The organism is Chitinasiproducens palmae (genome assembly GCF_900095735.1).
Lineage (GTDB): Bacteria > Pseudomonadota > Gammaproteobacteria > Burkholderiales > Burkholderiaceae > Chitinasiproducens > Chitinasiproducens palmae.
In genome coordinates this window covers 71,164-90,542 of the sequence record NZ_FNLO01000014.1, presented here as the reverse complement: position 1 = coordinate 90,542, position 19,379 = coordinate 71,164, and the positions used below count along the sequence as shown (strand labels likewise).

Here is a 19,379-nt window from a genome sequence, read left to right as displayed (position 1 = left end):
GCACGGCGGTGCAGCGGTGCGGCGGGAGGGGCGCCGCGGCCGCGCAGCGAACGCGGGCGCGCGGCGATGCGTGCGCTTACTTGTCCTCGACCTGCAGGATCGCCAGGAAGGCCTCTTGCGGGATCTCGACATTGCCCACCTGCTTCATCCGCCGCTTGCCTTCCTTCTGCTTCTCCAACAGCTTCTTCTTCCGGGTGATGTCGCCGCCGTAGCACTTGGCCAGCACGTTCTTGCGCATCGCCTTGATGTTCTCGCGGGCCACGATGTTGGGGCCGATCGCCGCCTGCAGCGCCACGTCGAACATCTGCCGCGGAATGATCTCGCGCATCTTCGCCGCGACCTCGCGGCCGCGGTACTGCGCCTGCGAACGGTGGACGATCACGGACAACGCGTCGACGCGATCGCCGTTGACCAGCATATCGACCTTCACCACGTCCGACGGCCGGTATTCCTTGAACTCGTACTCCATCGACGCGTAGCCGCGCGACACCGACTTGAGCCGGTCGAAGAAATTCGAGACGATTTCCGCCATCGGCATCTCGTAGGTCAGCTGCACCTGCTTGCCGTGATAGTTCATGTCGATCTGCACGCCACGCTTCTGCGTGCAGAGCGTGATCACGGCGCCGACATACTCCTGCGGGAGATAGAGATTGACCGTGACGATCGGTTCGAGGATCTGGTCGATCCGCGTCGGGTCCGGCATCTTCGACGGATTTTCCACCTGCATCACGGTGCCGTCGCGGGCCTGTACCTGGTAGATCACGGTCGGCGCCGTCGTGATCAGGTCCATGTCGAACTCGCGTTCGAGCCGCTCCTGCACGATCTCCATGTGAAGCAGGCCAAGGAAGCCGCAGCGAAAGCCGAAGCCGAGCGCCTGCGACACTTCCGGCTCGAACTGCAGCGCCGCGTCGTTCAGCTTGAGCTTGGTGAGCGATTCGCGCAGCGCGTCGTACTGGTTCGACTCGACCGGATACAGCCCGGCGAACACCTGCGGCTTGACTTCCTTGAAGCCGGGCAGCGGCTCGGCCGCGCGGCGGGTGGCCAGCGTGACCGTGTCGCCCACCTTGGCCGCGCCGAGTTCCTTGATGCCCGCGATGACGAAGCCGACCTGTCCGGCACTGAGTTCCGGCAACTGGCGCGACCGCGGCGCGAACACGCCGACCTGTTCCACCGGGAACGTCGCGCCGGTGGCCATCAGTTCGATCTTGTCCTTGGTGCGCACCGTGCCATTGACGATACGCACCAGCATCACGACGCCGACATAATTGTCGAACCACGAATCGATGATCAGCGCCTGCAGCGGTGCCTGCGGGTCGCCCTTCGGCGGCGGCACGCGCGCGATCAGCGCTTCGAGCACGTCCTCGACGCCGAGCCCGGTCTTCGCGCTGCACAGCGTCGCGTCGGTCGCCTCGATGCCGATGACTTCCTCGATCTCCTCGATCGCGCGGTCCGGATCGGCGGCGGGCAAGTCGATCTTGTTGAGGACCGGCACCACTTCGACACCGAGCTCGATCGCGGTATAGCAATTGGCAACGGTCTGCGCCTCGACGCCCTGGCTGGCATCGACGACCAGCAACGCACCCTCGCAGGCTGACAGCGAACGGCTGACCTCGTACGAGAAGTCGACGTGACCCGGCGTGTCGATCAGATTCAGCGCGTAGACCTGCCCGTCGCGCGCCTTGTAGGTCAGGGCCGCGGTCTGCGCCTTGATAGTAATGCCACGCTCGCGCTCCAGGTCCATCGAGTCGAGCACCTGGGCTTCCATCTCACGGTCCGACAGCCCGCCGCAGAGTTGGATGATGCGGTCCGCGAGCGTCGACTTGCCATGATCGATGTGCGCGATGATCGAGAAATTGCGAATATGCTGCATGCGGGCCATTAAGCGAAGAAGGCGTGTCGTCAGGAACACGCCTTCCAGAAATCGGATCGAGGGCGGACGCCGGCATCGGTACGCCGTCGGCGGCGCGGGCGTCGCAAGGTGCCGCTGACGGCACCTGGAACCCCGGCATTCTAGCCCAAATTGTCAGGCGCACGGTCGCGCGCCACGGCAGGCGCGCCGGGGCAAGCGGCGCGAACAGTGCGCCAACCGTGCGCGGCGCGCAACCGAGGCGCCACGGGGTGGCCGGCCGCGCGGCGCGGGACCGACCGCCGCCGCGGTCAGCGCGCGTCGGCCGCGCGGGCGCGCAACGGGATGAAGATGGTCACGCCGCCACGCTGGATCAACAACGGCACCAGCTTGCCAGGCGGCACGCGCGCGACGATCGACTCGAACTGCTTGGCGTTGCTCACGTCGACGTTGCCGATGCGCAGCAGCACGTCGCCGCGACGCAACCCCGCCTCGGCCGCCACTCCTTCGGCCAGCGTGATCTTCACGCCGGTTGCGCCGAGATCGAGCGCGCGGCGCTCGCTCTCGGTGAGGTCCGCCACCGCGATGCCGAGGCCATTGCCGGCACTGCGCGGCGCGGCCGTCGGGGTGGCCGCGCTGGCCGGTCCCTCCGCCTCGGTCAGCAGGACGGTTACGTCGCGCGACTGTCCCTTGCGCCAGATCGTCATCGGCACCGAGGCGCCCGGCTTCATCTCTCCGACCAGCCGCGGCAGGTCGGTGGCGCGATCGATGACGCGGCCGTTGAACTTCAGGATGATGTCGCCCGACTGCACGCCGGCCTTCGCGGCCGGACCACCGGGCACGACGCCGCTGACCAGCGCGCCCTGCGCGCGCGGCAGACCGAGCGAGCTGGCCACGTCCTTCGACACCTCGCCGATGGTCACGGCGATCTGGCTGCGCGTGACCCGCCCCGACTTGCGCAACTGATCGGCGACGCGCATCGCCTCGTCGATCGGAATCGAGAACGAAATGCCCATGAAGCCGCCGGTGCGGCTGTAGATCTGCGAGTTGATGCCGATCACCTCGCCGCGCATGTTCAGCAGCGGGCCACCCGAGTTGCCGGGATTGACCGCCACGTCAGTCTGGATGAACGGCAGATAGTCGCCCGTGTCCCGACCCTTGGCGCTGACGATGCCGGCCGTGACGGTGTTGTCGAGTCCGAACGGCGAACCGATCGCCACCACCCATTCGCCAACCCGCACGCGATCCGAATCGCCGATCGTCACGACCGGCAGCCCCTGCGCTTCGATCTTCAGCACCGCGACGTCGGTGCGCTCGTCGATGCCGACCAGCTTGGCCTTGAATTCGCGCTTGTCGGTAAGCGTGACGTAGATCGTGTCCGCGCCGTCCACGACGTGCGCGCTCGTCATCACGTAGCCTTGCTGCGAGATGATGAAGCCCGAGCCGAGGCCGGTGCCGCGCTCGCTTTCCGAAGGCGCGGGCTCGGCCGGACTGTCGCGCTGGTCGCCGCGGGGCAGCGGAATGCCGAAGAAGCGGCGGAAGAACTCCGCCATGTCGCCGTCGCGCAGCGACGGCGGCAACGACTGCTGCGCGCGCTGGATCTTCTCGGCGGTGCGGATATTGACGACTGCCGGGCCGACACGCTCGACCAGATCGGCGAAATTCGGCAGCGCGGCCGCCGGCGGCGCGGTCGGCACGGCGGCACTGGCCGGCACTGCCGCGGCCGGTGCGCTCGCGACAGGCGGCGCCGAAGCCGCGGGCGCGGGCGCGGCCAGCACGCCCGTGGCGACGGAGGACAGCGACACACAGCTCACGGCGGCTGCGACCAGACGTTGAAGCACGGATGCGGTCATGAACTGGGGCGAACCTGAACGGTGAAGGTCCCGACGGCGGGACCAAAAAGCGGGACCAAAAAGCGGGACTAAGCGCGGGGCTGAAATTGTGGTCGAGATCCGACGAAACGACAAGGGACGCGCCTGACCGGATCGGAACGGCACTACTTCGCGGCCTTGTATTCTAGCGAAGACGCGAAGCGCTGCAGCGTTTCGATGGGCGCCTCGCCGACCACGGTCACCCATTGCTCGCCATGCTGCTCGGCGATCAGATTGGTCGCGCCGCTGCGCACCTGACGCGCTTGTCGATTGCTCGTGCCGACCGGCTCGAGGAAGACGGACACTCCGGTCACGCCATCGCCGAACACCGCCTGCACCACGGACACCGGCGCCTGCCCGGGCGCCCGCGCCGCCATCGCCTGCCGCCACTCGCCCAGCTTGCGGAAGCCCGGCACGTCGCAGTTCAGGCGCCGCGCATCGCCCGCGGCAGCCGAGCCGGCTGCGTTGACCGCGGGACCAAGCGCGGCAACGGTCGGCACGTCGATCACCTGCCAGCCGTTGCGTTCGTTGTAGCGCCGCTCGAGCGCCAGACGTTCGGTCTCGCCCAAGCCGCCGATGCGCAGGCCCGTGAATGCAACCTGCTCAAGAACGACGTCCTGGCGATCGACGGTCTGCGCGCTCAGCAGCAAGCCGGTCGCGCTGTCGGCGCAGAAGCGATAGGTGAAACGCAGCGCGTCCTTCGGACGCAGTTCGGTCAGCTCGCAACTGCGCCCGGCCACACGATGCGTGCCGAGCGGCCGCACGCTGTACACGTCCAACAGGGCGTCGACGCCGGTCGGCTTGAAGAGCGACGGGAACACCGCCGCGTCCTGCTGCGCGGCGATCATCAAGGTCTTGCGTCCCGGCAGGAAAGTGAGCCGTCGTCCAAGATGGGTGAGCGTGGTCCGCGGCGTCCCGTCGAGCGCGTCGACCTGCAGGTAGCCGTCGTCACCCGGGCCGGCCGCGTGCGTGATGCGGAACGACTGCACCGTGCCTTCGCGCTGATTGACGAAGGTGCCCTCGTAATCGAGGCGGGTCGCGGCGTCGGCGATGCGTTGCAGCCAGCGCGCCTGCTGTTGCGGGCTGGCACCGTCGGCGGGCGCGCTGCTCAACAGGGCAGGTGGCGCCGACGGCGCGCCGTGCCGTGCGAGCGCCTGCGTGGACAGGCCGGCGCTCGCCACGAGGGCGGCACCGAGCAGTGCGGGCAAGGCGGCATGGGACGCGCGCAGCAGGCGCCGCGCGACGTGCAGCGCCCGTCTGCGTGCGACGAGCGTGGGGATGAAGCGCCGACTTGGGGTCATCGATATGGATCGGCCTTGAGCCGGGGCAGAACAGCGACAGTGGCCAGGACGATCGGCGTGCCGGTCCGGCCCGGCACGCGGGCGGCACAGCAACCGCAGCCGTCGCCGCAGCGCACACCGCCGTGACCGCGCCTGCTGGCGGGCGCGTTGCCGGGCAACTTCACCGGCCGGCCGCGGCGGAAACTGTCATCAGTGCGGCGCCGTCACGAAGAATCGGATCGGGCGCCAGCCGCTGATGCGCCTGGAAATAGGGATCGAGGTCGGCGTCGTCGCGCGCGGCCAGGTGCTGGACCGGCTGCGCACCGGTCGGGGTCCCGGCGAGTTGCGCGTCGCCGCCGGACACGGCCTGCAGCTGCGGCACTGCGATCCACACCATCGTCGCCGCGGCCGCGACGGCCAGCGCCGGCAGTACGCGGCGGCGCAGCGGGACGGATGTGCGAGGCGCGGACGGGGCCAGCAAAAACGGTTCGCTTTCAAGCCGGGCGCTGCACGCGCCGACGAAGGCCAGCGACTGCGCGGGCGGCGCGGCCAGGTCGTCGGAACGCAAGGTATCGCCGATCAGGTGGTACAGCGTCCACGTCTCGCGGCCCTCCGCGGAAAGCGCAGTCCCTTCGGCACTGGCCTCCCCGTCCATGAACCCCGACAGCCACGCCGCTTCGCTGCCTTCATCCTGCTTCTTGACGCTTTGCTCCATCATCCTCTCCGACCAACGATTGTGTGCGGCCGCCTTACCAGCGGCGTCCTTCGGGCGTGTCGAGCAACGGCCTGAGCTTGCTGGCGATGGCTTCCCGCGCGCGGAAGATGCGCGAACGCACCGTCCCGATCGGACAATCCATCATCTCGGCAATCTCCTCATAGCTGAGACCATCGATTTCTCGCAAGCTGATCGCGACGCGCAGTTCCTCCGGCAGGCTGGCCATCGCGCGATTCACCGTCTGCGCGATCTGCTTGCTCATCAACACCGACTCGGGCGTATTGATATCCCTTAGTTGGTCACCTTCGGCAAAAGTTTCAGCTTCTTCTGCATCGGCTTCCGTGCTGGTCGGCGCGCGGCGGTTGCGCGTGGCCAAATGGTTCTTCGCGGTATTGATCGCGATGCGGTACAGCCAGGTGTAGAACGCGGATTCGCCGCGGAACAGCGGCAGCGCGCGGTAAGCCTTGATGAAGGCCTCCTGCGACACGTCCTCGACCTCGCCGGGGTCGCGCACGAGGCGTGCGATCAGGCGCGTGATCTTGCGCTGGTACTTGGCGACCAGAAGCTCGAACGCGGCCTTGTCGCCGCGCTGTACGCGTTCGACAAGCGTCTGGTCGATGTCTTTTTCGGTCAACTGGGCAATCCGTGTCTGGCGGTCGCGACGATGGGGCTAGGAAGGGATGCATGCGCCGTGCCTGTCGCACTGAGCGCACGGCGATGCCGCCAACGCGCACTTGCGCCCGCAGCAGTACCGGCGCGCTGGTCGACGCAAACGCCATCGAAGGCAAACGCGACCGCGGCGACGTCGGCGGCCGCTGGGCGCGACGCCAGTGCTCACCGGCACAGCGTATGGGTGACGCAGATGGCAATGCACATGGCGATGCAGATGGGCGGTGCAGGCCGGCAACGTGACCCGCAACGGAGGCGCCGGCCGGGGTGCCGGACAGCAGCGGCATCGGATACGCCGCGCGCCCGCCGCTCACTGCACACGCTGCCGTCGGCGCCGTCCGATGCGACAAATGACGGAAAGCGGTCGAAGCTGGCCATCCGCAACGCATGAGACGGCATTGTATCGCCACCCGACCGACGCGAATGTTACCAATGGCCTTGCCTAGAGCCTGCCACCATCCGCCACCATCCGCCAGCACCCGCCAGCAGCCGCCAGCGACCGAGCGGCCCGCGGCGTCGCTGACGCGCCATCGGTCAGACGCGCTTGAAGACCAGCGAGCCGTTGGTTCCACCGAACCCGAACGAATTCGAGATTGCGGCATCGATCGCGACGTCCCGCGCGGTGTTCGCGCAATAGTCGAGATCGCAGGCCGGATCCTGGTCGTGCAGGTTGATGGTCGGCGGGATCTTGCCATGCTTGACGGCCAACGCGGTGTACACCGCCTCGATGCCGCCCGCGGCGCCCAGCAGGTGGCCGGTCATCGACTTGGTCGAGCTGACCACGACCTTCTGCGCCGCGCTGCCGAGCGCGCCCTTCACCGCCTCGGATTCGGCAACGTCGCCTTGCGGCGTCGAGGTGCCGTGCGCATTGATGTACTGGATCGCATCCGGCGTCAGGCCGGCGTCCTTCAGAGCGGCCTGCATGCAGCGGCGGGCGCCCTCGCCGTCCTCGGAAGGCGACGTCATGTGGTACGCATCGGCGGTGCGCCCGTAGCCGACGATCTCGCAATAGATCGTCGCGCCGCGCTGCTTCGCGTGTTCGTAGTCCTCGAGCACCAGCACGCCGGCGCCCTCGCCCAGCACGAAGCCGTCACGCCCCTTGTCCCACGGCCGGCTGGCGGTGGCGGGATCGTCGTTGCGCGTCGACAACGCGCGCGCCGCGGCGAAGCCGCCGATGCCCAGCGGCGACACCGTCGCTTCCGCGCCACCCGCGACCATCACTTCGGCCTCGCCGTGGCGGATCATCCGCGCGGCCTCACCGATCGAATGCGTGCCGCTGGTGCAGGCGGTCACGATCGCCAGATTCGGCCCCTTGATGCCGTACAGAATCGACAGGTGGCCGGCCACCATGTTGATGATCGACGCCGGCACGAAGAACGGGTTGATGCGTCGCGGACCCTTGTCGGTCAGCGTCGCATGGGTTTCCTCGATGCGCGGCAGACCGCCGATGCCCGAGCCGATGATCACGCCGACGCGCTCCGGATCGAGACCGCCGACCAGCGCGCCGTGGGCAACCGTGCCGCGCTCGTCATAGCTGCGCGCCGCGACCAGCCCGCTGTCCTCCAGCGCCTGGATCGCCGCGGCCAAGCCGTAATGGATGAACGTATCCATGCTGCGCGCGTCCTTCACCGGAAGGAAGCGGGCGATGTCGAAATCCTTGACCTCGCCGGCGAAGCGGGTCGAAAAGTCGGTCGCGTCGAATTTCGTGATATTCGCGATCCCGGTCTTGCCGGCCAGCAGGCTCTGCCAGCCCGCCTCGACGGTATTGCCGACCGGAGAAATATGACCAAGTCCCGTTACAACGACACGGCGGCTCACGATGCTTTCCTCATTTCCTTTTCCACATGACAAAAGCCACAGCGGCGGCGAAGGCCGTTGCCTTGCCGCGGCTGTGGCCGGTCAGGTCCGCCCCGTAACGGGACGCATGCCAGGACCAACACTGCGAAAGTGTCGATCTCAGGACTTGACGTTGGCGCGAGCGTAGTCGATCGCTTGCTGCACGGTCGTGATCTTCTCGGCTTCCTCGTCCGGAATCTCCATGCCGAACTCGTCTTCGAGGGCCATCACCAACTCGACGGTATCGAGCGAGTCCGCGCCCAGATCGTTGACGAACGACGCTTCGTTCTTCATTTCGGCTTCGGCGCAGCCAAGCTGTTCTGCAACGATCTTCTTGACGCGCTGTTCGATATTGTCCATTCAGCCCTCCACGGGTATTAAAGTCAGAAATGCGAGTGCGCGCATTTTAGCAGGTTTGCCACCGCAAAATAGTCGCCCGCGCACAGGGGTATACAGCCGCACGGATTGCACCGCAACGGCTGTCGAAAAGCTCCGCCGCGGCGGAATTACATATACATGCCGCCGTTGACGTGCAAGGTGGTGCCAGTGATGTAGCCGGCGTCGTCCGAGGCCAGAAAAGCCACGGCGGCGGCGATGTCGTCGACGCTGCCCAGCCTGCCCAGCGGGATCTGTGCCTTGAGCGCGGTCTGCTGCGCCTCGCCCAGCTCGCGCGTCATGTCGGTATCGATGAAACCGGGCGCCACGCAGTTCACCGTGATGCCGCGGCTGCCCACTTCCCGCGCCAGCGCGCGGCTCATGCCGGCCACGCCGGCCTTCGCCGCCGCGTAGTTGGCCTGCCCAGGGTTGCCGGACGAACCGACCACCGAGGTGATGTTCACGATACGCCCGCGCCGGGCCTTCATCATCGGCTTGATGGCGAGACGCGAGAGGCGGAACACGGACTTCAGATTGGTATCGAGCACCGCGTCCCAGTCGTCGTCCTTCATCCGCAGCGCCAACTGATCGCGGGTGATGCCGGCGTTGTTGACCAGCACGTCGAGCGCGCCGTGGGTCTTGACGATCTCGTCGACCAGCGCCTCGACGGCCGCCGCGTCGTTGACGTCCACGACACGGCCGTCGCCGTCGTGGCCCGCGTCGCGCAGCGCGCCGAGCAGCCCGTCGATGCCGGCCTGGCTGGTCGCCGTGCCGATCACCGTGGCACCGGCTGCCGCCAGGCGCAATGCGATCGCGCGTCCGATGCCGCGGGAGGCGCCGGTGACCAACACGGTACGACCCTTCATGTTTTCACTCATGTCTCTTTCCACTGTAGCCACGCTGCCGGGCGCACCCGGTCGCGTCGTCGTCCGCGCTATCGCGCGCCGAGCGTCGCCAGCGCGTCGCGCAGGCTGGCCGGATCGACGATCGCGCCGCCAGCCAGGGCCGGCTCGATGCGCTTGACCAGTCCGGCCAGCACCTTGCCGGGGCCGCACTCGATCACCGTCGTCGCGCCGCGCTCGCCGAGCGCCTGCACGCATTCGACCCAGCGCACCGGGCCGGCGGCCTGCCGCACCAGCGCGTCGCGGATCGCGGCCGGGTCGCTGGCGACCGCGACATCGATATTGTTAACCACCGGGATGACCGGCGTATTGATCTGGATCTGTGCCAGACGCTCGCGCAGGCGCTCCGATGCCGGGGCCAGCAGCGACGAATGGAACGGCGCGGACACCGGCAGCGGCAACGCGCGTTTCGCGCCGCGCGCCTTGGCGATCTCGCAGGCTTTTTCGACGGCGGCCTTCGCGCCGGCGATGACGACCTGCGCTGGCGCATTGAAATTCACGGCCTCGACGACGCCGACGCTCGACGCCTCGACGCAAACCGCCTCGACGGTGGCGTCATCCAGGCCGAGGATCGCGGCCATGCCGCCTTCGCCGACCGGCACCGCGCTCTGCATCGCCTCGGCACGGAAGCGCACCAGCGGCACCGCATCGGCGAACGCGAGCGCGCCCGCCACGACCAGCGCGGTGTACTCGCCAAGACTGTGGCCGGCGACCAGACCGGGCGTCGGACCGCCCTCGGCCTGCCAGGCGCGGTACACGGCGTAGGCCGCGGTCAGCATCACCGGTTGGGTGTTGGTGGTCAGGCCCAGCTGGTCGGCGGGACCTTCGGCGATCAGCTTGCCCAGATCCTGCCCGAGCGCATCGGATGCCTCGGCTACGGTCTCGCGCACCACCGGCATGTCGGCGAACGCGTCGAGCATGCCGACCGCTTGGGAGCCCTGACCGGGAAATACGAATGCAAATGTCATCGATTTGGCTTGATCGAAATGGCGTATCGGATCGTCGGCGCGGCGCTCAGTAGCGCAGCAACGTGGCGCCCCAGGTAAAGCCGCCGCCGACGCCCTCGAGCATCAACAGCTGGCCGCGCTGGATGCGGCCGTCGCGTACCGCCGCGTCGAGCGCCAGCGGCACGGAGGCAGCCGACGTGTTGCCGTGTTCGTGCACGGTGACGACCATCTTTTCCGGCGGCAGGCCCAGGCGCTTGCAGGTGCTCTGCATGATCCGGATATTGGCCTGGTGGGGGATCAGCCAGTCGAGCTGGCCGGCCTCGCAGCCGGCGCGCTCGAGCGCCTCGCGCGCCACCTTGTCCAGCACCGACACGGCCAGCTTGAAGACCGCCTGGCCGTCCATGTGTAGGAACGCACTGCCCTGCACCACGCCGCCATTGACGTTGCCTGGCACGCACAGCATGCCCACATGGCTGCCATCGGCGTGCAGCGCACTGGCCAGGATGCCCGGCTCGCCCGAAGCCTCCAGCACGACCGCGCCCGCGCCGTCGCCGAACAGCACGCAGGTGGTGCGGTCCTTGAAGTCGAGCAGACGCGAGAAGGTCTCCGCGCCGACCACCAGCGCGCGCTTGTGCACGCCGCTCTTGAGCAGGCCGTCGGCGGTCGCCAGCGCATAGACGAAGCCCGAACACACCGCCTGCATGTCGAAGGCGGCACACTGGTTGGTGATGCCGAGCTTGTTCTGCAGCAGGCAGGCGGTGCTGGGAAAGACGTAGTCGGGCGTCGAGGTCGCGACGATGATCAGATCGATCGACTGCGGATCGACGTCGGCCGCTTCGATGGCGCGCAGCGCTGCCTCGCGGGCCAGATCGCTGCTTGCGACATGGGCGTCCGCGAAATGGCGCGCGGCAATGCCCGTGCGCTCGACGATCCACGCGTCACTGGTCTCGACACCGTGCTCGGTACTGAGGATGTGCGCCAGTTCGCCGTTGCTGACGCGGCGCGGCGGCAGATAACTGCCCGTACCGATGATCCGGGAATGCAGGGAACGATTCGACATCATGCTCTCGCGTCAAGCGGCGCGCGCTGGGTAAGGTCGGCCTGCGGCACGTCGGCCTGGACCGGATCGAGATGGTTTTCTTCGAGCGCCTGCGCCAGCCGCTGTTGCACGCCGTTGCGCACGGCCTGGTAGCTGCGCTCGAGCGCGACGCCGAACGCATACGCATCCGCCGAACCGTGGCTCTTGATGACCAGTCCGCGCAGTCCGAGCAGCACCGCGCCGCTGTAGCGGCGGTGATCGGTGCGGCGCTTCAGCCGCTTGAGGACCGGCAGCGCGCAGATCGCGCCCACCTTGGAGAACACCGAGCGGCCGAATTCCTCGCGGATCATCCCCATCAACATCTGCGCCAGCCCTTCGGAGGCCTTCAGCACCGCGTTGCCGACGAAGCCGTCGCAGACCACGACGTCGGTGGTGCCCTTGAAGATGTCGTTGCCTTCGACGTTGCCGTGGAAGTTCAAGGTGCTGGCGCGCAGCAGTTCGCCGGCGCGCTTGATGACATCGTTGCCCTTGATGACTTCCTCGCCGATGTTGAGCAGGCCGATGGTGGGCCGCTCCTTGCCATCGACGGCCGAGACGAACGCATGCCCCATCTCGGCGAACTGCAGCAGATGCTGCGGCTCGCAATCGACGTTGGCGCCCAGGTCGAGCACCATCGTGTGGCCTTGCTGGCTGGGCATGAAGGTGGCGAGCGCGGGCCGTTCGATGCCGGCCAGCGTCTTGAGGACGTAGCGGGACACGGCCATCAAGGCGCCGGTATTGCCGGCCGACACGCAGCCCTGCGCCTCCCCGTCCTTGACGAGATTGAGCGCGACGCGCATCGACGAGTCCTTCTTGCGTCGCAGCGCGACCTCGATCGGATCGTCCATGGCGACGACCTCGCTGGCCGGCGCCACGCGCAGGCGCGCTTGCGCCTTCGCCCCGGCTCGGTCGAGCTGCGCATCGATCGCGTCCCGCAGGCCGACCAGAATCAGCTCGACATCATCATGCGAACGGACAAAATCGACAGCGGCCGGCACGGTGACGGACGGACCAAAGTCGCCGCCCATGCAATCGACTGTGAGTTTGACGGTCATCTACCAGATCGTTGGGCGCAAAAAAGCGGCAAACCGATGCCGCTGTTTTCGCACGCTGATCGCCTCATCGTCGCGATGCGGCGCAGCGAACGTCAGTCGTTCTTGGTCTTGAGGACCTTCTTGCCGCGGTAGAAACCGTTCGGGCTGACGTGGTGACGGCGATGGACCTCGCCCGACGTGCCTTCGACGGCCAGCGGCGCGGTCTCGAGGAAGTCGTGCGAACGGTGCATGCCGCGCTTCGACGGCGACTTCTTGTTTTGCTGAACTGCCATGAGAGTGCTCCTGTGAGGGTCCGGAGTGTAACATAAAACGCTTGGCCGACCGCTCGGCTTTGGCGAGCCGGTCCATGTCAGCGTCGGAAAAATGCTGCACCGGCGCGCCGCGCTGGCGGCATGCTTCGGCACGGCGAAAACCGGGGTGGCCGGGCCACGCCACCGTCAAGCGGTGGTGCGGGCAGCGGCCCTGCACTGCCCCGAAGACAAGTCAGTGCGTGTTGCGCTTGCGCTCGATCATCTCGGCCAGGCCGGCGAACGGACGGCGGCGCTCGCCTTCCTCGGCCGGCGCAGCGGCCGTATCGTCGAACACGATCGGGGCCACCGAATCGTCCGCGTTCGCCGTCGGACAGGTCTCGTGCCGCGGCACCATCGGCAGCGACAGCGCGATTTCCTCGTCGATCAGGTCGAGCAGGTCGAAAGTCGCCGAGCCGACGATCACATCCGGACCGTCGTCGTCGAGCGGAATCGCGTCGGCCTGCTCTTCGGTCTGCACCACCCGGAACGGCGTATCGATCTCGATCGGCAACTCGAACGGGCCCAGGCAGTCCTGGCATTCCAGCCAGGTCAGTCCCGAGACATGGAGATCCAGCGTCGGCCGCACCGCGCCGCCTTCGCGCTGCATGGCCGCGCGCGCGGTGAACGTAACCGGGGTGTCCTTCGCTTCGTCCGGCACGCCTGCCGGCAACATTTCAACGATGCGCGGCAGCGCCGAGAGGGGCACCGCGCCCTCGAACGACAGGCCACGGCGCGTCCATTCGAACAGATCGACGGCGCGCCAGCGCGCCAGCGCCGCGCTTTGCGCGGCCGCGTCAGGCGTGTCGCCGACGTCCGTGCCCGTCTCCGGCGGCACCGCTTTGTCTTCGGGCTTCATTCGCTTATCTCCAGCCGTCGCACGGCCTGTCTGCGGCCCGGTTCCGGGGCTGCGGTTGCTGCTGCGGCCAGCGCCGCGGATGATCGTCGCATCGCACTCCGCATTGCATGCGATAACCCGATCGGGCGCCGCCCGGGCCGCGCGAAGCAGGTACCATCGCGCAGTTGCCGCGTCACAGTGACCGCACCGCAGGGACGGCACCGCAGTAATCCAGGCGATGCGGGCCTCGTATCGGCCACCGGCGGCATCGGTGCGCCCGCCGCAGCCTACCCCGAACGCCTGCGGCGACGAGGCGGGCGACCTTGGCCGAGCCCGTGGCCGGAACGGCGCGGCACCTGCACGCAGCCGTCGAAAGCGCGAGCGCAGCCGTCGAAAGCGCGAGCGCAGCCGTAAAAAGCGCGAGCGCAGCCGTAAAAAGCGCGTGATTTTAACCCCTTACCCTTTTCCGGTCAATAACTTAAGCTCAATGATCCAAGCCGACACGCGCACCGCCGTTCCGGCCGACCCGCGCCGATTGATCCTGGCGTCGACCTCGCCCTACCGTCGCGAACTGCTGGGCCGCCTGCGCCTGCCCTTCGATGTGGTGGCGCCGCAGGTGGACGAAACGCCACTGCCCGGCGAGTCGCCGGAGGCGACCGCGCTGCGCCTCGCCGAGGCCAAGGCGCGCGCGGTGGCGGAGGACCGCAACGGCTGCGTGGTGATCGGCTCCGACCAGGTGGCGACGCTGGACGGGCAACAGATCGGCAAACCGGGCACGCACGCCGCCGCGCTGGCCCAGTTGCGGATCATGCGCGGCCGCGAGGTGGCGTTTCACACCGCGCTGTGTGTGGTCGATACGGGCACTCAGGCCGCGGAACGCGCGGACGTCATCACCCATGTGCGCTTTCGCGACCTGGCGGATGCGGAGCTCGAAGCCTATCTGCTGGCCGAGCAACCGTACGACGTGGCTGGCAGTGCGAAATCGGAGGCACTGGGCATCGCATTGCTCGAATCGATGCGCAGCGACGATCCGACCGCCCTCGTCGGCCTGCCGCTGATCGCCCTGTGCGGCATGCTGCGCGCCATTGGCTTTCCCATTCTGACGACTGACTCATGAACGGCACGCTTTATCTGATTCCGAATACGCTGGGCGACAGCGCACCCGAACACCTGCCATTCGTCCTGCCGGCCGAAGTGCGCGCGCTGGCCCTGCGACTCGACTATTTCGTCGGCGAGAACGCGAAGACGACGCGCGCCTACCTGAAGCAATTGGGCGTGACGCGGCCGCTGCAGGAAATCGAGATCAGGGAATTGAACGTCAAGACGCCTGCGGATGCGGTCGATGCCCTGCTCGGGCCCTTGCTCGACGGCCGCGACGCCGGCCTGGTGTCCGAGGCCGGCTGCCCCGCGGTGGCCGACCCGGGCGCGGCGCTGGTCAGGCGCGCACACGAGCGGGGACTGACGGTCCGTCCGTTGGTTGGGCCCAGTTCGATACTGTTGGCGCTGATGGCCTCGGGGCTGGACGGGCAACGCTTCGCGTTCAACGGCTATCTGCCCACCGACGCGGGCGAACGGCGACGGGTGCTGACCGAACTGGAGGGCCACTCGCGCCGGCACCGCCAGACGCAAGTCTTCATCGAGACGCCCTATCGGAACGCCGCGCTGTTCGAGGCCCTGCTCGCGGACTGCCAGCCCACCACCCGGCTCTCGCTGGCGATCGACCTCACTCTGGCGGGCGAGACGGTGGCCAGCGCCTCCGTTGCGGAATGGCGCAAGCGGATGAGCAGTGGGCGTATCCCGGACATGAAGAAGCGGCCGACGATCTTCATGCTGCTCGCGCAGTAACTTGCCGGCGCGCGGCTCAGCCGCAGACGAACACGCCGGTCGCGCCGCTGACCGGCGCGAGGCGACGCAACCGGACGTGCCCGGGACGTGCCCGGGCCGTAATCGGACGTGCCCGGACGCCATCCGACGGCAGCCCGTCCTTGCTAAGACACCCGCCGGAGCCCGTGCCGCAGTCAAGCCAGCTTCGGAGCGGTGTCTCCCCACCGTTGGCGAAAACCGACCCGCCCCACCCCGTCCGCTGGAACTCAGCGGAGCGCGTCGGCCGATGCGCCGTGCAGGCCCAGCCGCTCGGCCGCGTCGGCAAACGCCGTGGCAAGGCTCGCACCCAGCGTGGTGCCGATGCGACGATTGAGTCGCTCGCTGAGGCTGCCGCGCTCCTCGTATTCGACGATGTCCTTCGCCTTGAGCACATCGCGCGCGACGGATTCAACGCTGCCGTAGCCGTCGGCCAGCCCCATTGCCACGCCCTGCTCGCCGGTCCAGACCAGACCGGAGAAGGTTTCCGGCGTTTCCTTCAGGCGCGCGCCGCGTCCGGCCTTCACCGCCGCGATGAATTGCGCATGGATCTGGTCGAGCATGGTCTGCAGATGTGCCTTGGCCGCGTCGCTCTGCGGCTTGAACGGATCGAGGAAATCCTTGTTCGCGCCGGCCGTCTGCACGCGCCGCTCGACGCCCGCCCGATCCATCAAGCCGGCAAAGCCGAAGCCGTTGTAGATCACGCCGATCGAGCCGATCAAGCTGGCGGGGTCGACATAGATCCTGTCGGCCGCCGCGGCGACGTAATAACCACCGGAAGCACAGATGTCGTCGATGACGACATACAGCGGCTTCTTCGGGTACTGCTTGCGCAGATCGCGAATCCGCTTGTAGAGGATGCCAGACTGCACCGGGCTGCCGCCCGGGCTGTTGATCTCCAGCACGACGCCGACGCTGCCGCTGTCGGCGAATGCCTTGTCGAGCGCCGAGCCAATATCGCGGGCATTGGCCAGCTTTTCGTCGGCGATCTCGCCGGTCAGCTTGACCAGTGCGGTGTGCCGGCTGGAGGTTTCCGACCAGCCGGAGAAGAACACCAGATTGCCGATCACGAACAGGAAGATCAGCAGATAGACCAGCCTGAAGAAGATGCGCCAACGCCGTGCGGCGCGCTGTTCGCGGATCGCCGCCAGTGCGATGGTTTCGAGCGCGGCGCGCTCCCAACGGGCGTCGCCCTGCGGCCGGTAATCGAGATTTGACATGGATCAGTTGGAATAGAGTGGATGAATGCCGGTTCCGGCCGCGCTATGGCCAAGTTATGGTCGAGTTAGGGTCAAGCTAGGACCAAGTTACGGCCACGTGACGGCCCGATGACTGCGCCGGGCACGGCCGGACCGGCGGTACGTCTGAACGCTCAATCGATTGCCGACACCGGCTCGGCCGGCCGCCAGTAGACGCCACCGCCTTCCGGGTCCGGCCGCTCGACGACCTGCAACGGCTGAAGGCGACCGCCCCGGCACGGACCTTCGATGCACACACCATCGTCCGCCCGAAAACGCGCACCGTGCATCGCACACACGATCAGGCCGTCCGTGTCGAAGAACTGGCCCGGATTCCAGTCGAGCGGTACGCTCTGGTGCGCGCAACGGTTCAGATAACCACGGGCCACGCCGTCGACGCGCACGAAGAACGCGTCCAGCGTCTGGCCCGCGCACCGCACCGGCAGCAGCACCGCGCAGCCGCGCTCGCGCAGTTGCCCCGCGTCGCAGACGCGGCGCCAGCCGCTTGCTTCGGCTTCCGCCCCGCCGGGCGCGCCGCCGTCGAACTCAGGCATGCGCGTCGAGCCAGCCGGCCAGCGCCGCGATGCTGTCTGCCGAGAAGATCGGCGCGCATTCGTCGAGCGCACTGCGCGGATGCGCGCCGTAGGTCACCGCAATCCCCGCCATGCGGGCGTTTTCGGCCATGCGCAGGTCGTGCGTGGTGTCGCCGATCATCACCGAGCGGCCGACGTCCTGGCCCAGCTCCCGGGTCAGTTCGTGCAGCATCGCTGGGTGCGGCTTCGAGAACGTTTCGTCCGCGCAACGGGTGGCGTCGAAGAACGGCCCGATACGCGCCGTGTCCAGCGCCCGATTCAGACCGACGCGGCTTTTGCCGGTCGCCACCGCCAGGAAATAGCCCTGCTGCCGCAGCGCCTGCAGCATCTCGCGCGCCCCGGCAAACAGGGCCAACTGGGGCTCGCCGGTCAGATAGTGATAGCGATAGCGCTCGGCCAGCTTAGGATAATCGGCCGGGTCGAGGGTCGGGGTCACGGATTGCAACGCGTCGCGCAGTCCGAGACCGATCACGTAGCTGGCGGCGTCGTCGCCGGGCACCGGCAGGCGCAGGTCCCGACATGCCGCCTGGATGCTGTAGGTAATGTGCGCGGTCGAGTCGCTCAGCGTACCGTCCCAATCGAAGATGATCAGATCAAAGCGGCGTCGCGCCATGGAAGTCTCCGTGAATACTGCGTCGTATCAGTGCGTCGGGGTGGGCGCCGGGGCGGGCGTCGGGGTGCGCGCGACCTCGCGCAACTGCCCGAGAAAGCGCTCGCAAGCCAGCGGCAGCGCCGCCTCGAGGTGCATGGCTTCGCCACTGGCCGGGTGCGTGAAGCCGAGGCGGGCCGCATGCAGGAACATCCGGTTCAGGCCGGGCTGGGCGCCCTGCCGGGCCAGCGCCTTGTTCAACGCGAAGTCGCCGTACTTGTCGTCGCCGACGATCGGCCGGCCGAGGTGCGCGAGGTGAACGCGAATCTGGTGCGTCCGGCCCGTCTTCAGTTCCGCCTCCACCAGCGCGTAGCCGGCAAAGCGTTCGCGCAGGCGGAAGATCGTATGGGCACGCTGGCCGTCGTCGCGCACCGCGACGCGGCGCTCGCCTTCGGGTGTGAGGAACTTGTGCAGCGGCGCGGTGACGACCCGCTTCGGCTCGCTCCAGTCGCCCGCCACGCAGGCCAGGTAGCGCTTGTCGGTTTGCCCTTCGCGCAGTTGCGCATGCATGGCCACCAGCGCCGAGCGCTTCTTGGCCAGCAGCAGCACACCGGATGTGTCGCGGTCGAGCCGATGCACCAGTTCGAGGAAGCGCGCTTCCGGCCGTTGGTGGCGCAGTTGCTCGATGACACCGTGGCTGACCCCGCTGCCGCCGTGCACGGCCGTGCCCGCGGGCTTGTCGATCGCCAGCAGATGAGCGTCCTCGAACAGGATCGGTAGCGGCGCTCCGACCGGGACCGGCGCGTGCGCGCGTTCATCGACGCTCGGCAGGCGCAGCGGCGGCACGCGCACGCTGTCGCCGACGGCAAGCCGATAGGTGGCGTCGATCCGCCCCTTGTTGACCCGTACTTCGCCGGAGCGCAGCACCCGATAGATATGACTTTTTGGCACGCCCTTGCACAGTCGCAAGAGGAAGTTGTCGATGCGCTGGCCGGCCGCATCCTCGTCGATTTCGATGAAAGTGACGCGCGGCACGCCTTGCGGATCGGACATTTTCCCTAACTCATTCATCCTGCAATATAATTTGCCAGCACCCGTTTGGCGGCGCAGGACACTGCAGCGGCAAGGCGGTTGCCCGGTGCGGAAAAGCGTATTTTACTTGCACCCCGGATCGGCTGCTATTCCGGTGAATCAAGCAGCAGGTGGCACGCCCGACCCGATGCCTTGGCAGGGATTGCGCCCACAGGCGCATCCGGCCGACTGGCCGGGTCGAAAGGTTGCACGGATTTCTGGACGAAAAGAATTTTTGCTGGTCAGCCTTGCCGACGAGATGTCGCATCGGGGCTGACCGGTCGCGAACGCGCCGTCGCGCGCGCCCCGGCAGGGGCGCTCGCGTCCGG

At 67.7% G+C, this 19,379-nt stretch carries 18 protein-coding genes and 1 pseudogene; 2 read left to right on the top strand and 17 right to left on the bottom strand.

What is annotated here, in order from left to right:
* Positions 1-76: 76 nt before the first annotated feature.
* From lepA to BLU54_RS19975, 13 genes and pseudogenes are all read right to left on the bottom strand, one after another.
* A complete protein-coding gene (lepA, locus tag BLU54_RS20040; RefSeq protein ID WP_091912355.1) occupies positions 77-1,870 on the bottom strand; it encodes a translation elongation factor 4 in 1,794 nt (597 codons plus the stop codon).
* 287 nt (positions 1,871-2,157) lie between these two features.
* Complete coding sequence (locus tag BLU54_RS20035; protein ID WP_091912352.1) at positions 2,158-3,699, bottom strand: DegQ family serine endoprotease; 1,542 nt, start codon at positions 3,697-3,699, stop codon at positions 2,158-2,160.
* 143 nt (positions 3,700-3,842) lie between these two features.
* On the bottom strand, positions 3,843-5,018 hold the full coding sequence (locus tag BLU54_RS20030) for a MucB/RseB C-terminal domain-containing protein (protein WP_091912350.1): 1,176 nt from the start codon (positions 5,016-5,018) through the stop codon (positions 3,843-3,845).
* A gap of 160 nt (positions 5,019-5,178) precedes the next feature.
* Complete coding sequence (locus BLU54_RS20025; RefSeq protein WP_235838045.1) at positions 5,179-5,712, bottom strand: sigma-E factor negative regulatory protein; 534 nt, start codon at positions 5,710-5,712, stop codon at positions 5,179-5,181.
* Between the two features lie 34 nt (positions 5,713-5,746).
* Entirely contained in the window at positions 5,747-6,346 is a 600-nt protein-coding gene (rpoE, locus tag BLU54_RS20020; RefSeq protein WP_091912346.1) for an RNA polymerase sigma factor RpoE, read from the bottom strand.
* Between the two features lie 569 nt (positions 6,347-6,915).
* Complete coding sequence (gene fabF, locus BLU54_RS20010) at positions 6,916-8,202, bottom strand: beta-ketoacyl-ACP synthase II (RefSeq protein WP_091912471.1); 1,287 nt, start codon at positions 8,200-8,202, stop codon at positions 6,916-6,918.
* 135 nt (positions 8,203-8,337) lie between these two features.
* A complete protein-coding gene (gene acpP / locus BLU54_RS20005) occupies positions 8,338-8,577 on the bottom strand; it encodes an acyl carrier protein (RefSeq protein WP_091912342.1) in 240 nt (79 codons plus the stop codon).
* Positions 8,578-8,723: 146 nt separating this feature from the next.
* Positions 8,724-9,470, bottom strand: a complete 747-nt coding sequence (gene fabG / locus BLU54_RS20000; protein ID WP_091912341.1) for a 3-oxoacyl-ACP reductase FabG — start codon at positions 9,468-9,470, stop codon at positions 8,724-8,726.
* A gap of 56 nt (positions 9,471-9,526) precedes the next feature.
* A complete protein-coding gene (gene fabD / locus BLU54_RS19995) occupies positions 9,527-10,462 on the bottom strand; it encodes an ACP S-malonyltransferase (protein ID WP_091912339.1) in 936 nt (311 codons plus the stop codon).
* Positions 10,463-10,508: 46 nt separating this feature from the next.
* Positions 10,509-11,501 carry a beta-ketoacyl-ACP synthase III gene (locus BLU54_RS19990; RefSeq protein ID WP_091912469.1) on the bottom strand — a complete coding sequence of 331 codons (993 nt, stop codon included), beginning with the start codon at positions 11,499-11,501 and terminating at the stop codon, positions 10,509-10,511.
* A 74-nt stretch (positions 11,502-11,575) separates the two neighbouring features.
* Positions 11,576-12,574: pseudogene (gene plsX / locus BLU54_RS19985) on the bottom strand (phosphate acyltransferase PlsX); the annotation flags it as partial.
* Positions 12,575-12,666: 92 nt separating this feature from the next.
* Positions 12,667-12,846 carry a 50S ribosomal protein L32 gene (gene rpmF, locus BLU54_RS19980; protein ID WP_091912335.1) on the bottom strand — a complete coding sequence of 60 codons (180 nt, stop codon included), beginning with the start codon at positions 12,844-12,846 and terminating at the stop codon, positions 12,667-12,669.
* Between the two features lie 211 nt (positions 12,847-13,057).
* The gene (locus tag BLU54_RS19975) at positions 13,058-13,720 is read right to left on the bottom strand and encodes a YceD family protein (RefSeq protein ID WP_091912333.1); all 663 of its coding nucleotides are present in this window, start codon (positions 13,718-13,720) and stop codon (positions 13,058-13,060) included.
* A gap of 466 nt (positions 13,721-14,186) precedes the next feature.
* On the opposite strand from BLU54_RS19975, the gene BLU54_RS19970 reads away from it, so the two are divergent.
* Positions 14,187-14,816, top strand: a complete 630-nt coding sequence (locus BLU54_RS19970) for a Maf family nucleotide pyrophosphatase (RefSeq protein WP_091912331.1) — start codon at positions 14,187-14,189, stop codon at positions 14,814-14,816.
* Positions 14,813-15,544, top strand: a complete 732-nt coding sequence (locus BLU54_RS19965; RefSeq protein ID WP_091912329.1) for an SAM-dependent methyltransferase — start codon at positions 14,813-14,815, stop codon at positions 15,542-15,544. The genes BLU54_RS19970 and BLU54_RS19965 overlap by 4 nt, the downstream gene beginning before the upstream one ends.
* A gap of 245 nt (positions 15,545-15,789) precedes the next feature.
* Here BLU54_RS19965 and BLU54_RS19960 read toward each other — a convergent pair whose 3' ends face one another.
* The 4 genes from BLU54_RS19960 to BLU54_RS19945 all read right to left on the bottom strand — a co-directional run bounded on the left by BLU54_RS19960 (position 15,790) and on the right by BLU54_RS19945 (position 19,050).
* Positions 15,790-16,779, bottom strand: coding sequence for a S49 family peptidase (locus tag BLU54_RS19960; protein ID WP_091912327.1), 990 nt, complete (start codon positions 16,777-16,779; stop codon positions 15,790-15,792).
* 152 nt (positions 16,780-16,931) lie between these two features.
* Positions 16,932-17,351, bottom strand: a complete 420-nt coding sequence (locus BLU54_RS19955; protein ID WP_091912325.1) for a Rieske (2Fe-2S) protein — start codon at positions 17,349-17,351, stop codon at positions 16,932-16,934.
* Positions 17,344-18,003 (bottom strand): HAD-IA family hydrolase, encoded by a 660-nt coding sequence (locus BLU54_RS19950; RefSeq protein WP_091912324.1) that lies wholly within the window; start codon positions 18,001-18,003, stop codon positions 17,344-17,346. Before BLU54_RS19950 ends, BLU54_RS19955 begins: the two co-directional genes overlap by 8 nt.
* Positions 18,004-18,030: 27 nt before the next feature.
* The gene (locus tag BLU54_RS19945; protein WP_091912322.1) at positions 18,031-19,050 is read right to left on the bottom strand and encodes an RluA family pseudouridine synthase; all 1,020 of its coding nucleotides are present in this window, start codon (positions 19,048-19,050) and stop codon (positions 18,031-18,033) included.
* Positions 19,051-19,379: the final 329 nt, after the last annotated feature.